11 protein-coding genes are annotated in these 13,337 nt (G+C 47.7%); 3 read left to right on the plus strand and 8 right to left on the minus strand.

The window, feature by feature from the left end:
- Positions 1–134: 134 nt before the first annotated feature.
- Both OH458_RS08430 and OH458_RS08435 read right to left on the minus strand, forming a co-directional pair.
- Complete coding sequence (locus OH458_RS08430; protein ID WP_269978268.1) at positions 135–2,285, minus strand: TonB-dependent siderophore receptor; 2,151 nt, start codon at positions 2,283–2,285, stop codon at positions 135–137.
- A 126-nt stretch (positions 2,286–2,411) separates the two neighbouring features.
- Entirely contained in the window at positions 2,412–3,332 is a 921-nt protein-coding gene (locus OH458_RS08435; RefSeq protein ID WP_269977979.1) for an AraC family transcriptional regulator, read from the minus strand.
- Between the two features lie 223 nt (positions 3,333–3,555).
- Between OH458_RS08435 and OH458_RS08440 the strand changes: the two genes are divergently transcribed.
- Complete coding sequence (locus OH458_RS08440; RefSeq protein ID WP_269977980.1) at positions 3,556–3,729, plus strand: hypothetical protein; 174 nt, start codon at positions 3,556–3,558, stop codon at positions 3,727–3,729.
- A gap of 111 nt (positions 3,730–3,840) precedes the next feature.
- On the opposite strand, the gene OH458_RS08445 is transcribed toward OH458_RS08440, so the two are convergent.
- Both OH458_RS08445 and OH458_RS08450 read right to left on the minus strand, forming a co-directional pair.
- Positions 3,841–4,029 (minus strand): hypothetical protein, encoded by a 189-nt coding sequence (locus OH458_RS08445; protein ID WP_005469440.1) that lies wholly within the window; start codon positions 4,027–4,029, stop codon positions 3,841–3,843.
- A gap of 100 nt (positions 4,030–4,129) precedes the next feature.
- On the minus strand, positions 4,130–4,375 hold the full coding sequence (locus OH458_RS08450) for a hypothetical protein (RefSeq protein ID WP_269977981.1): 246 nt from the start codon (positions 4,373–4,375) through the stop codon (positions 4,130–4,132).
- A 237-nt stretch (positions 4,376–4,612) separates the two neighbouring features.
- Between OH458_RS08450 and OH458_RS08455 the strand changes: the two genes are divergently transcribed.
- Positions 4,613–6,142: a phospholipase D family protein gene (locus OH458_RS08455; protein ID WP_269977982.1), complete on the plus strand. Its 1,530-nt coding sequence runs from the start codon at positions 4,613–4,615 to the stop codon at positions 6,140–6,142.
- A 97-nt stretch (positions 6,143–6,239) separates the two neighbouring features.
- On the opposite strand, the gene OH458_RS08460 is transcribed toward OH458_RS08455, so the two are convergent.
- Positions 6,240–7,451 carry a glycerophosphodiester phosphodiesterase family protein gene (locus OH458_RS08460; protein WP_269977983.1) on the minus strand — a complete coding sequence of 404 codons (1,212 nt, stop codon included), beginning with the start codon at positions 7,449–7,451 and terminating at the stop codon, positions 6,240–6,242.
- A 161-nt stretch (positions 7,452–7,612) separates the two neighbouring features.
- On the minus strand, positions 7,613–8,878 hold the full coding sequence (locus tag OH458_RS08465) for an MFS transporter (RefSeq protein ID WP_269977984.1): 1,266 nt from the start codon (positions 8,876–8,878) through the stop codon (positions 7,613–7,615).
- Between the two features lie 120 nt (positions 8,879–8,998).
- Between OH458_RS08465 and OH458_RS08470 the strand changes: the two genes are divergently transcribed.
- Positions 8,999–9,772, plus strand: a complete 774-nt coding sequence (locus tag OH458_RS08470) for a helix-turn-helix domain-containing protein (protein ID WP_269977985.1) — start codon at positions 8,999–9,001, stop codon at positions 9,770–9,772.
- Between the two features lie 7 nt (positions 9,773–9,779).
- Here OH458_RS08470 and OH458_RS08475 read toward each other — a convergent pair whose 3' ends face one another.
- Positions 9,780–10,808, minus strand: a complete 1,029-nt coding sequence (locus OH458_RS08475) for a lactonase family protein (RefSeq protein WP_269978269.1) — start codon at positions 10,806–10,808, stop codon at positions 9,780–9,782.
- 72 nt (positions 10,809–10,880) lie between these two features.
- Complete coding sequence (locus OH458_RS08480; protein WP_269977986.1) at positions 10,881–13,331, minus strand: beta-N-acetylhexosaminidase; 2,451 nt, start codon at positions 13,329–13,331, stop codon at positions 10,881–10,883.
- Positions 13,332–13,337 lie beyond the last annotated feature (6 nt).

The following is a 13,337-nucleotide window of genomic DNA, read 5'->3' on the forward strand; positions in this document are numbered from 1 at the left end:
AGCGCTTAGTGTTTGGCGATTCATTATAATTTAACGTATCTGTGCCACTTTCTCCATGAGCCAAACTTAAAATAGCGGCTTCGATCAGATGGGCAGCCCTTGATGAGCTGCCCATTGCTTTGAGGTATTAGATGTTAGAACTCGTAGTTGACGTTGAGCTCGATTGACTGCTCGGCACCAAACCAGCAGTTGGTTTTGTCGTAACACGAGTAATACTCTTGGTCAAAAAGGTTGTTGACGACAAGGTTCGCTTGCGCGCCTGACAGCATTTCACTGACACCACCTAGCTCGTAGCCTAGAGACATGTCCACCACAGTGTAAGCAGGCACCTTGCCTTGTGTATTGGACGCGTCCATCTCCATTTCTCCCACATAGCGGGCGCCAGCGCCAATGCGTGCTCCCTCAAATGCGCCGCTGTAGACGTAGTAATTGGTCCAAGCCATCGCACTGTGTTTTGGCACATAGATAGGCGTCGTGCCTTCTAAGTTCGGGTCGTACGCTTTCTTGATTTCCATATCAATGTAAGCATAAGAAGCTTGAACATCCCAGTTGTCTGTCAGGAACATCTGGCCTTCTAGCTCAACACCTTGCGAGGTCACTTCACCCACTTGAATTTTCGCGCGATAGCTAGGGTCAGAGGGGTCCGCGACAATCGTATCATTCTTGGTGATATGGAAGTATGAAGCGGTCAGTGATTGGGACATATCCGCAGACATATACTTCATGCCGATTTCGACCTGCTCACCAATTTGAGGTTTAAACGACTGACCGTTGACATCCGTGCCTGCCGCCGGTTCAAAACTGGTTGCGTAACTCAAGAATGGGGAAATGCCATTGTCGAGTTCATACAAAGCGCCAACACGGTAGGAGAACTGCTTGTGATCAGAGCTATCTTTACCGTCATAAGTCGGACTGGTACTGACTTTGTCATCACTTGAGGTAAACAAATCATAGCGACCACCCGCCAATAGCACTAAGCGCCCTGTTCTGACTTGGTCTTGGAGATAAAAACCCAGTTGTTTGTAGTTAATGTCGTGAGACTCTCGATAAACTTCGTTGATTTTGCTGCGATCAAGTAGGCTATTGTCGGGGTTGTAAGCATTAAAGCCATAGAACTCAGCATTCGCCGTATACTCTTTATATAGCGAATCCCCTGTGAGATTTTGGTAGTCCGCGCCAAGCAGCAAGTTGTGCTGCCAATCGCCCGCGGTCATTTGGCCGGAGACTTGGTTATCAATCACAAAGCTTTTCGAGCTTTCATCGGTCGTGTAGATGTTTCTCGCCAGGCTACCTGTCACGGGATTGAAGCTGGTTCCTCTGTGATAGGTATTTTCTTGGTACAGCGACGCATCCATATAACGCGCATTTTGCAGTAGCGACCACGTATCATTGAACTCGTGGTTGATTTTGTAACCGATCATCAACACATCACGTTCAAACTTACTCCAGTCTTCATCCCCCAGCGACGTCGATGGCGATTGGTTCTTGATCACTTCAAGTGGTGCCGATGAGTTGATCCCCATTGCAGGATCTTTCTGATAATAGAGGTTAACGTTGATAAGCGTACGATCGCTCGCCTGCCAATCTAAAGAGGGCGCTATGACATATCGCTCCTCTTGTGCGCCATCCACTTGGCTATCTTGTTTACGTGCCAAAGCAATCAAACGATACGAAAAGTCACTCTGAGCGATTTGTCCCGTTGTATCGATAGAGACTTCCATTAGGTTTCTTGAGCCCGTCGCTAAGCCCACCGATGTCTGCTGTTTTTGTTGAGGGCTCTTGGCGATAATGTTCACCATCCCGCCCGGAGGCATTGAGCCATACAGGACAGACGTTGGCCCCTTGAACACTTCGATTTGTTGAATCGCAATAGGATCAATCTGTGGCTGCAAGTTCCAACCTACGAGGAAAGGCAGCACCAAACCATCGTAATAGTTAACGTTGTTGGTATCGAAACCTCGAATAGAGAAGTTGTCATACATGGTGACCGCAGCGCCTTTCTGCTCTGTCACGACACCCGGCGCATAACGAAGCGCTTGCGATACCGATTGAACGGCGCGTTGCTCCAACAACTCACCCTCAATCACCGTAATACCTTGCGGCGTTTCCTCTGGCTCGAGTGCGGTTTTGGTTGCTGTATTGCGATAGGCCTTGCCCAGCACCGTCACCTCTTCCAATTGAGTCGATTCGGAGCTGTGGTGATCGGATGCGATAGTGGGAAGCGAGAAGGTCGCAAGCAATGCAAGCGCTAAGGTTGAGCGCGGAAATGTCGTCGAGTTGTCCATGATGTCCTTAATACCCATGCGTTTCTTTTTCTTGAGAATAAATATCATTTGCATTTTATTGTTCAACAAAAAAGAAAGTTAACAATTTGGTGCAACATGGGAAAAAGAAGCTGGCTATTTGGTCTGTTAGACCCGGACGATAGGCACCCAATACTCCATTTCGGCGTGCGCAGCGTCCGCTTGATAGTCGTCTGGATACACCTCCAGTTCATAGCCATCAACACCACGATATCCAGACGTCGGAAGCCAATGCAAAATGAACCATTCAAGCGTTTGAGGCAGGCGATCAATGGGCCCTTTGTGCTTAACGGCAGCGTAGGTTTGTTTTGGTACATTGAGGATTGCTAGCTGCTCAGAGACCACACTAGGCAATGCAGGCATGGCGATATCTGAGCGCAATTCAATACCCGCCCAATAGAAGAGGTTACTGCCATCGAACGCCGCTTTGGTCACATCAACCACACCGAGGCAGTGACCAAAAGAGAGTGACGTGCTGTTAGCTTCAGCATCGAGGCGCTGCCAAAGCTTTGGTACAACATCAGCAAAATTCGGAGCAAGAGAAAACAGCCCTGTTATCTCACCACGCATGCCTTTAAGAATGAAGGCTGGCTTGGTTTCTACGCGAACCTCAACAAACGACTGCGCACGCTCACCGTTGATTTGCACCTCAGAAATTTCAATTGGCTTTTTGAGCCCAGTGCGTTGCCCCGCCCTACGATAAACGCGCGGACTACACGCGAAAAATTGCTTGAAGGCTCGACTGAACGCGATCTCAGAGTTGAACCCAGCCGCTAATGCAATATCAATCACTCGCTGATCGGTATCAAGAAGCAGTTCTGCCGCCAAACTTAGCTTTAACTGCCTAACGTAGTTAGCTACCGTTAAACCCGTTTCAGCTTGAAACACGCGCTGCAATTGCCATCTTGACCAGCAGCTTTGTGCGGCGATCTCGTCAAGTGAAAGTGGCGTATCAAGATGACGATGAATAAACCCCAACACCTTGCTGATCCGATTGAAAGTCGCCGATTTTGTCTTGTCAGATACCATTGACACTTTTTCCTCAGACACCACTCAACTATTGATACATCTGCCACTATTGCAGCGATGATAACAGAATTATTCACAAAAATGATAATCATTCACAACAAAGTAAACCTAGGTTGACACCACCGGAGCCATAATGAAGAAGCATTGCTTACCCTTGGTGTGAGCAATTGACCACGACCCACTATACTTAGTGTGGGAGTGAAAGATTCCGCAGGAGGCTAATATGGACTTTACGGAAAAACTCAGACTGCGTGGCAAGGCAGAGGAAGATTTGTATTTTGCGCGGCTTGATAGAGAGCTGATTGAAGCGATACATAACAACCCTGACTGGCAAAAGCAACACCCATCCCCGCAGCCAGATGATGACGATACCTTTGTAGACACTTTACCAAAGTAACCCTTTTAACAGAGTCTCGTTATTCACGGTTGAGCGGCATAAAAAAGCAGGGCGACACCTCACTGGTTAATGCCCCGCTTCTCGCTCGCCTGCAATTAAGTAAATCGCACGTTACTTTTCTAACAGTGTCATGCGTCGGTCTTCATCATTGAGGTAGAGATGCGCCTGAGCTTGATCTATCAATACCATAGCAGAGAGCGGGCTCACTAAGTGTACTTCCCCTTTCTGATAAGGCACCGGTATATCCCAAGGGTTGTTTTGGTACATCCCCTTCTCATCGAATTGAATCAGAACATCCATGCTTACCTCCAAACTACTTAAGCACAACTTAAGTTTAGTTTGTAAATGACAATTTTATTAGTAATACAAGGAATTCATATAAGTCACTGCGACTGAAGCGTTAAAGAAGCACAGAGGCTTCAAGCAGGTAGTTGACTTGGTGGCTCAGATTAGGAAAGCCTTCGCTCAAAATCTTGTAACGTGCGTCAATGGAATCTTGATGACCAATACGACCAAAGGTCTTTAGTGTATCCACTGGCATGTTGGAAATAGACGTTTTCAACGGACATAAATCGACATTGTTTGCTCTTTCTACTTTCGACAGAGCTTCGACTATGGTTTGTAAATCGAGTGCAGATTGCTTCATGGGACTCATTGCTTTCATTTGATAATGACTATTATTTTGCGCCGATAGTACTGGATTTACTTGACCGCTGATGTGATTTTAATCAATGAAGCACATATTATTGCCTAGCAAAATAATAACCTGATTGCATAGCCATTCATTTTCCTCAAAAGCGCCAAACCTAACCCCATTCGGTTTTTGTTATACTGGAGTCAAGACTCACGCGATTGCTCTAACTATCCCCAAGGACGCGCATTCATGATTAAGCTTAGGCGCTTAGCTTCTCAACTTTTTATTGTCAGCCTTTTAGCTGGCTGTGGCACGCTTCCCGATGACATCGTCCACACTCCTTCCACGGCCCCATTACCATCCGACACCCAGTTATCAAGGCTCAATGACCAGTATTGGAAAGATCGGCCCGAGGTTTCGAGCGCGGTTTTGTTGCAGGAATCAGGGTGGGATGCCCTTGCTCAGCGATTGGCGTTAGTTGAAACGGCAGAGCGCACCATAGACATTCAATACTATATCTGGAACTCCGATGTTTCAGGCGCATATCTTGCCAGCCGTTTATTGGCTGCCGCCGAGCGTGGCGTGAACGTGCGTGTCATGTTCGATGACATTAACCTCAATGAGCGCGAGTCGCTTTTAATCGAACTCAACGCCCATCCCAACGTTGAAATACGCGTTTTCAACCCAATCCCAACCCGCCGCGGTGTGGCGAAATGGCTCAATGTATTGGGAGACTTTTCACGCTTAAACCGCCGTATGCACAACAAATCCTTCACCGTTGATGGCGCGTTCTCTGTGGTCGGCGGTCGCAATATTGGCGACGAGTACTTCGATTTATCCGATGAAATTAACTTTCGCGATCGAGACGCATTGGTGATAGGTGACGTGGTTGAAGAGATTCAAGCAAGCTTCGACCAATATTGGGATAGTCGTTGGTCTTACCCAGTTGATTTACTTGGTGAAGATCAAGACATCAGCCTTTCAGTACTCAAACTGGTGACCGTTCCTGAATATCTCGCGTACCCTCCGCTACCAACAGAGCCGATGGCAGCGAAGCAGTTGTTAACCCAGCTCACTGGCTCTATGACCACAGTACAAGCCCATTACATTGCCGACAGACCTGTACCAAGTGATGAAAACAACACCACCGAGCCCAAAAGGACAGCAAAATATCTAAGCCAACTTGCCGAACAATCCCATGAGGAGGTGCTTCTTGAGTCAGCTTATTTGGTGTTTGACGATCGCCAACTGGACAATTGGCAAACACTCAGCGAGCGTGGCGTTGATGTTAAGGCGTTAACCAACTCGATGGCATCGAACGATCTGGTCACCAACCATTCCGCTTATGCCGGCCGACGTGAAGATATGTTGGAACATGGCGTGCAGCTGTTTGAGCTCCAACCTGATAGCTCGCTTTGTTTCACTTCAACCAAAGATAACCGCAAGTGTGCACCAGAGGCGAGCTACGGTCTTCATTCAAAATCGGCTGTCTTCGACAAGCAGGTTTCAGTGATTGGTTCGTTTAATTTCAATCTTCGCTCAACTTACTTGAACAGTGAATCGATCCTAGTCATCGACAGCCCCACGGTTGCCAAAGAATTGGCAGAGACGATTAGTGATGCGATGGATGAAACGCACAGCTGGTCGTTGCACTTGCAAGAAGGTGATGTGTATTGGCAATCGGGAGAGCGACGCCTAAGTCGTGAGCCAGACACGGGAAAATGGCCTCGATTCCAATCTTACTTCCTACAATTGCTGCCGATAGAAAAATACCTTTAAGTAAGGCTGACAAACTAAACCAACAAATTGGTTCATCTCAGCTCTAAACCAAAAAGCCCGAACACATGGTTCGGGCTTTTCTCATCTATGGCCGCGGTTAGATGTCCATACAGTTGGCGTAGTAAGTGACTGTTGAAGGCCAGTCACTGAACACGCCCAGTACGCCGACATCTTTCGCCAACACATCCAACACTTTCATCATGTCGCCATCTTGGTTGATCTGCTCGGTAACGCTTTGATAGTACCAACCACCACCTTGCGCAAGTGGCCCTGAACGCTCTAGCGTCCACGCGATGATGTCCAAATCCGCTTGTTTTGCCAGCTTGGCATACTCAGAGGCAACAATGCTGTTTTTCTCATCTAAATCAATCAGCGCATAAAGAGGAGGCGCAATAATGTTAACGCCTTGATCAGAGAGCGCTTTCATGTTGTCCAGCGTCGCCGTGAAGTCTTTTAGGTTATAGACGCGATCATCAAGATAGACCGCTTGCTGACCAAACTCAGGCTCGTTGTTAATCCAGTACTTCACGTCATCAAGATTGAATGACTGCACGTAAGCCTCTTTCGCAGAGAAGCCGGCTGCTTTGAGTTCATCAATCAACTTTTGAGCATAATCTTGCTGGCTAAAGCCTTGATATGGCATTTCTACCGCCGCTGATTTCAGCTCAGGTGTGACTTTTACACCATGCTTTTTAAACAGCGCCGCGCTTTCCGCATGCGTCATCAATGTACCCGTTTGCGAATACAAGTCGGTGCGCCAGCCTGGAGTGCCATTCATGTACTCTTCAATCGTGGTGGCTTTCGGGTTCGCGCCATCCATTTTACCCTTGAGAGTCTTGAACTCCGCGAGGGTAAAGTCTGACGTACGACACTCTACTTGGGCATCTTCGCCAGTTTCTGGATTGGCAGGTTTGAACGGAACAGAACACTTCTTCGCCAATTCAGGGTGCGCGAGCACATCCGTTGTTGTGTGCAGATCACTTTGCGAGTGGCGACAAACCAATTGTTTGTCTTTGGTAAAGGTCACATCACACTCCAGAACCCCCGCTCCCATTGCAATCGCCGCAAGGTAAGACTCTTTAGTATGCTCTGGAAACTGCATTGCCGCGCCGCGGTGACCAATCGAAAAATCGCTGCGATAAAAAGGACCTGTACTGCAACTTTCTAATTTTGATTTCAGAGGACCATCTTCCATGTCACTGACCAAGTACAAAGGACGCGGACCTACTTGTGCAGGTTCATTCGCCGCCATAGCCATTGAGCTCATACCAAGCAAAAGCGCAATACCACTGGTTAGGATCTGTTTCATCTGTTGTTTCTCCTTGAGGAAACGAATTATGTTTTATTGTTCTGGTTTTGACATGGTTACGCATCGAATGGCATACAACACAGCAAAACTTTTCGCCTATAACTCAAACAGATAATTGTAAAAAGTTTATGACGTTTCAATGATAAAGCCGTGAATCAAACCTATCGACCCGATTCCACCACGCCGTTAGTTCGAGACATTTGTGCTGGAATTCGTATAAAGCCAAAAGACGATACCACCAGCAGCAACGCCGCAACACTCCAACTGGCTGAAATGCCAAAGTGATCCGATAAATAGCCAAACCCTAACGACGCGATCATTCCACCGCTGGTGACAACAAAGGAACTGATCGAGAGCATAGTCGAACGAAACTCGGCCTTAGTATTGTCATTGACGAGTACCATTTGCGAGTTTTCACCCAAGGTAAAAAGGAAGAAAAACACCAGATAAGCAAGAGAAAAGCTCGCAACTTGCGTTGTTGTCGCCACCAACAGCAACACCACACCAGCAGATAAGCGGCTGGCAAAAAGCAACATTCGATGGGAGCCACAAAGCCAACGTAACACCTTGACGGAGCACCAAGAAGCCGCTGCCGCCATTAAAAAGTAGAGTGCCGAGATAACCCCATAAATCAAGGTGCTGGCCGTATCATCGCCCATAATATTGGCTAGATATGGCTGCCAAAGGTTTTCGACGCTACTTAATACCACGCCAAACACCAAGGTCGTTTGCATCACTCGCTTTAATACATCGTGACGAAATGCCTCGTTCAGCGCCTGCACGCAGGTAGAAAGTAGCGAATTTTGCTGCGAGGGTTTCTGTTGAGTCAAGGGAGGTGCTTCGCTCGGAATAAGCGTTAAGGTCACCATGAAAAGGACACCTGTTGCCGCAACAATGAGGAGCAGATTAAGGTCATATTTTGACTCAAACCACTGATGATGATGCAAGGCAACATCAGGCAACCCGCCCCCGACCAACGAACCTAGCGCCAACCCAACTGTGACCATAAGGTTTATTCTCGCCAGCGCATCATGATAAGAAAGCGGCCCGGGTGAGAGCTGATAAGCATCATAAAACCAAGCATCTAACGTACCGGAATAAACTGCCCGAGCTGCTCCAAGCAATATCGCGCTGGCGAGCACCGAGGTCATTGTTGATGCAAACAATAAGGCCAAGCCCCCCAACATACTCAGCAACAAAGAAAGCAAATAGGTTTTACGTCGGCCAAATCGGTCTGCGGCACTGCCTAGGGGAATCTCCAACAAGGTGGTGGTGCCAATCCATACCGCCATCACCAAACCGATGTCAGTCAAACTCAGCTCACGAGATTGAAATATCAAAATTAAAACCGGGATGAGCATCCCAGTGATAAACCAGTGAAATGCTTGCTGGGTGGCATAGCATCGAATCAATTGCTGTTGAGACATGGCACTTCCCTGAGCGAAATAGTGAGAAAAGAATCTCATAACGACCTTTAATCTCAATCAAAACACCAAAAGATCACTAATATGATACCCAAGGTATCGAATGGCAGATTAGGAGCCAATATGGATCAGCAGCTCGCTCAAGAAGTATGTAATTTGGTGAAGCAGAAACTAAAGAGTCGAGGCGCGTCGTATCAAGATTTAGCCGCTGAATTAGACATCTCGGAAGTCAGTGTCAAAAGGCTACTGAACAATGCTCAACCCATGTCGATACAGCGCTTGATCGCTATCAGTCAGTGGCTTGAATTTCCTCTTTCTAAGCTGCTTGAACAAGCGGAAAAAAACTTACATGCCATTCCTCTATTTACGCCAGAGCAAGATGCTGCTTTTTACGCTTGCCCAGCGCTGTTTACCTTTTGGAGTGAACTGGCAGAGAACAAGACTGTCGATGATATTGCCGAGCGTTATCAACTCGATGCCGCTTCCATTCACCTTTACTTACGAAAGTTAGAGCAAGCAGGCTTAGTCTCTCTTGGGTCTCTCAATCAATGTAAACTAATAGCTCCCGGCCACACCGCTTTTGAGCAAGGCGCTAAATACCCTGAGTTTTTCAGCGCGAAGGTGCTTTCAGGATTACAAAAGCGGGTGATCAACATTCCCGTCGACGATGACCAAGCGTTTTTAATTAGCTTAAAAGCAGAGCTAACTCACCAAGAGTTCCAAGAGATCAACAAAAAGCTAGAAGACTGGATGTTTAACTTACTTCGAGAAAGCCAAGATATACGGGCAAGAAAAGGGTTAAAAGTGACACCTTATACCTTTGGCTTTATGGGTGCCGAAGGGGCATTTCACGCTGAACTCCCTAATATTGTTAGGCTGACAGAGCCGTCAGCCTAAACAGACGTTATTTAGGTTGTTCGACTAAACAGACAGGGCTATCGATTTGGCACTCATAGCCGGTTGACGTTAATGTGCCGTCATTTGGGTTTCGTTGGTAACTGACTAGGTTATTGGAGTGCTGATTGGCCACCACCACCCACTCTCCACATGATGAAAGAGTAAAGTCACGCGGGAATGCTCCACCACACTCTGAGCCAAATAGCCATTGAGCTTTTTCACCAGAGACATCAAAGCATCTAATCTGATGTTGGTGACGACAAGAGACATAAACAAAGCGCTCATCAGCAGAGAGTTTTATTGCTGACGCAGCTTGCCCAACCTCACTATCGGGCAATAGCGGTAATTGTTGTTCAATCTGCCAACCACTTTCTTTCTGCGTTAATACCACCAAGGTTTCACTTAGCTCACACACGACATACGCCGTATCTTCAGCGTGATTGAACACCAAATGACGTGGCCCTGATCCCGGCGGAAACGCGACCGTCTGAGCGAGTGAAAACTCACCTTGCTCAATGGTATAAAAACGGACCGCATCGCTGCCTAAATCGACGGTCGCCAGTGTGGGTTGATGCTTTAGAAACACGGCTTGATGCGCGTGAGGTGAAAGCTGGCGGTCTTTATTGGAGCCTTGCCCATCTTCAAACAAGTTAGCCACTAAAGTGGTCGCGATACCTTGGCTATCGAGAGAGTAAATACTCACATTGCCTGAACCATAATTTGCCACCGCGAGATACTGCCCATCGGCTGACACATCCACATGACATGGGTAATCACCTTCAATCGGCACTGAATAGGCGGCTTTATCTTGCAGACATACGAGCTGGGCTCCATCTTCTTGAGCCACTTCGGAAAAGCTATACAGGGCGTACTTAGTTTGGGTTAGATAAGAGGGATTTCGCAACGGATAAACGTCCTCTAAACGGATCAGTTCACCGCTGTTTTGGTTTAGGCTGACCATTCCGATCCCTTGGCTTTCACTGGGTGAGTCGGTATAGGTTCCTACATAAAAAAGTAAGTGGTTACTTGCTTGCATCATCATGATTCCAATAAGAATGTTATCCAGCACAATGCCGCCAGCGCAGGCTAGCGGCAAATGGTTTCACGACTACTTGGTTAAAATGTGAAGCAAACGCTCTGTTGGTTTAACGATGGCGACAATCGTTTCATCAAGGATGATGGCGTTATCATTAATCACACCTTGATATTCGGCTGCATCCGCCTGACGAATCGTCTTCCCTTGCTTGGCAATCTCAACCAAGGTGTTTGCCAATTCCGCAACTTTAACCGTCGCATCTGTCACTTTCACAGTCTCAACCGAGGCTATGTTGTTGGCAAAGATGGGTTTCGCTTGCTGTGCCGCCAACGACACAACTTGGTAATGCATCGCAAGTTTGTCTAGTGCCGCTTTGTCGCCATTTGCGAACGCTTCAACAAGATCGTTCATCTCATACACAGCTAAGCTCTCTACCGGCAAGGCATCCGCAAAGCGGTTTAGACGTTCATACTGGTTGTAGAGATCGCCTTTGTTTGGCGTTGAAATCCATTTTTCCCAGTGACGCGCGTAGTACTGAGCAGGCTCGATGTACTTGGCCAACGTTTGTAGCGGCGTCACATCAGCACCATTGGCCAGACGTTTCAGCATAATCGTCGCATCCGCGTGGTGACGCAGACCTAAAGAGATTTCAGACCAAGTGTCCATTACGCTCATGCGCTGGTACATGCTGCGCTCGTCCGTGAGCTCTTGGCTTGACCATAAGCGCTCAGCAATCGCATAGCTGCGCGGCCATAGACGCTGCTCGATGGTCATGGAATCTAGGTTCTCACCCCAAATGGTAATTTCACCACCTAAGATTAGGTCCTTTTCATCGCCTTTTAGCTCTGCTGGGTAGCCGCCATTTGGCTCTGGAATGACACTGCCTGTGGTTGCGCTGCTTGCGACCAATTCACCCGTTGCTGGCCAGCGAACATTACCAATGATCTGGTAGCTGCCCTCTTTCAGTTTGCCACCTGCAAATTGATAGTTGAATTCTGTGTATGACATGAAGTTATCGAAGTGACCACGGAATTTAACCCCAGGTACGTATTCTAGAATATGCACCTCTTCACGAGATTTGCCGTTATAGTCGGTAAATGCGCGGAAAGAGCCATCTTTTGCTTCGATAATGGTGAGATCACCTTTACGTGGGCCGCCCTTGTTACGTGGCTTCACCCAGTCGTACGTTTCGAACTTTTCACCGCTGCGTAGCGTGTCATCCACCGTGATGCCTTTTGGCATTGGGTCATTGCGGTAGTGGTAGCTGGTTGGCTGCGGTTGGTCTAGGTAGTAACCGGTAGACAGTACGCCTTGGTAGCCTTCTTTCGCTGCACGACCGATGCTGTCATGCCCACGCCAGCTTTGGATAACGATCGATTTGGGTAAGTCTTTGTGCCATATTTCATCCCAACCCGACATCTTCTTACCACGCTCTTCGAGCATCTTTTCAACCTTAGTGTTGAGGTAAGATTGCAAGCCGCGTTCACCATCTAAATCGTTGTCAGCAATAAACTGCTGGATCTTCGGGTTCTCTTTCCACTGCTTGTAATTTGGCTCATCACCGCCAATGTGGAAATATTCATCAGGGAACAGCTCGACCACCTCATCAAACACGCTCGCAAGCATGGTGTAAAGCTCTGGATTTGTCGGATCCATTAATGGCTCAAACACCCCCCAACCACGTTGCTGCGGATAAGATTGTTCGCCCATGCCAGACATCAGTTCAGGGTAAGCGTGTGCAACTGCTGATGCGTGACCTGGCAGTGAAATTTCTGGAATGACACGAATACCAAGGTTGCGTGCGTAGTTTACGACATAGCGGATTTCATCTTTGGTGTAGTAATCACCGTCAGCGGTTTCAGACCAAAGCTTGGTGTAATTATCTAGCTGAATTCGGATGCCTTGATCGTCCCAAATGTGCCAATGGAACACGTTCATTTTTGCCGATGCCATGGCATCCAACTGGCGCAGAATCACGTCGAGCTCAATGAAGTGACGAGAGGTATCGTAAGAAACACCGCGCCATTTAAAGCGTGGTTCATCGTCAATTGACACCACTGGTACCGAATAGCCGTTCGCATCAGTGGTCACAAGCTGGAGGAAGGTTTCAAGGCCGTGGAATGCACCATACGGACGTTCAGATGAGATGCGAATTTGACCATCTTCTACCTCAAGTTGATAAGACTCATCGCTATCAATGTTTTGTACCTCATCTTTTGGCCCTTTGCGAATGTCGATCACTAAAGTGGCGTCTTTTTCAGACTCCGCCTGCCAGTAGAGCATTGGCAGGCCAGTCTGACGATATAAACGTTCCATGGTGCGCTTAGCGTTAAACTGAACGCGCTCAGAGTCGTAACCTTTGATGAAAATGCTAAACGTTTTGTCGATGCTTACAGAGCCCGAGCCCAGCTCCACTTCTTGTGGGTAAGGCATAAGGTTTAAGTCGGTATTGGGTGCCATTGCCATTGCTGCAGGTCCTGTCATTAAGCCCGAAACGATTAGAGCTAACGTCGCTTTTTTCATTGTCTT

The organism is Vibrio sp. MarTm2 (genome assembly GCF_027587055.1).
Taxonomy (GTDB): Bacteria; Pseudomonadota; Gammaproteobacteria; order Enterobacterales; family Vibrionaceae; genus Vibrio; species Vibrio sinaloensis_D.

Bases quoted from the DNA above. Each gene is read 5' to 3' on its own strand.
- OH458_RS08430 (WP_269978268.1), bottom strand. From the start codon at position 2,285: ATGGACAACTCGACGACATTTCCGCGCTCAACCTTAGCGCTTGCATTG.
- OH458_RS08435 (WP_269977979.1), bottom strand. From the start codon at position 3,332: ATGGTATCTGACAAGACAAAATCGGCGACTTTCAATCGGATCAGCAAG.
- OH458_RS08440 (WP_269977980.1), top strand. From the start codon at position 3,556: ATGGACTTTACGGAAAAACTCAGACTGCGTGGCAAGGCAGAGGAAGAT.
- OH458_RS08445 (WP_005469440.1), bottom strand. From the start codon at position 4,029: ATGGATGTTCTGATTCAATTCGATGAGAAGGGGATGTACCAAAACAAC.
- OH458_RS08450 (WP_269977981.1), bottom strand. From the start codon at position 4,375: ATGAAGCAATCTGCACTCGATTTACAAACCATAGTCGAAGCTCTGTCG.
- OH458_RS08455 (WP_269977982.1), top strand. From the start codon at position 4,613: ATGATTAAGCTTAGGCGCTTAGCTTCTCAACTTTTTATTGTCAGCCTT.
- OH458_RS08460 (WP_269977983.1), bottom strand. From the start codon at position 7,451: ATGAAACAGATCCTAACCAGTGGTATTGCGCTTTTGCTTGGTATGAGC.
- OH458_RS08465 (WP_269977984.1), bottom strand. From the start codon at position 8,878: ATGTCTCAACAGCAATTGATTCGATGCTATGCCACCCAGCAAGCATTT.
- OH458_RS08470 (WP_269977985.1), top strand. From the start codon at position 8,999: ATGGATCAGCAGCTCGCTCAAGAAGTATGTAATTTGGTGAAGCAGAAA.
- OH458_RS08475 (WP_269978269.1), bottom strand. From the start codon at position 10,808: ATGCAAGCAAGTAACCACTTACTTTTTTATGTAGGAACCTATACCGAC.
- OH458_RS08480 (WP_269977986.1), bottom strand. From the start codon at position 13,331: ATGAAAAAAGCGACGTTAGCTCTAATCGTTTCGGGCTTAATGACAGGA.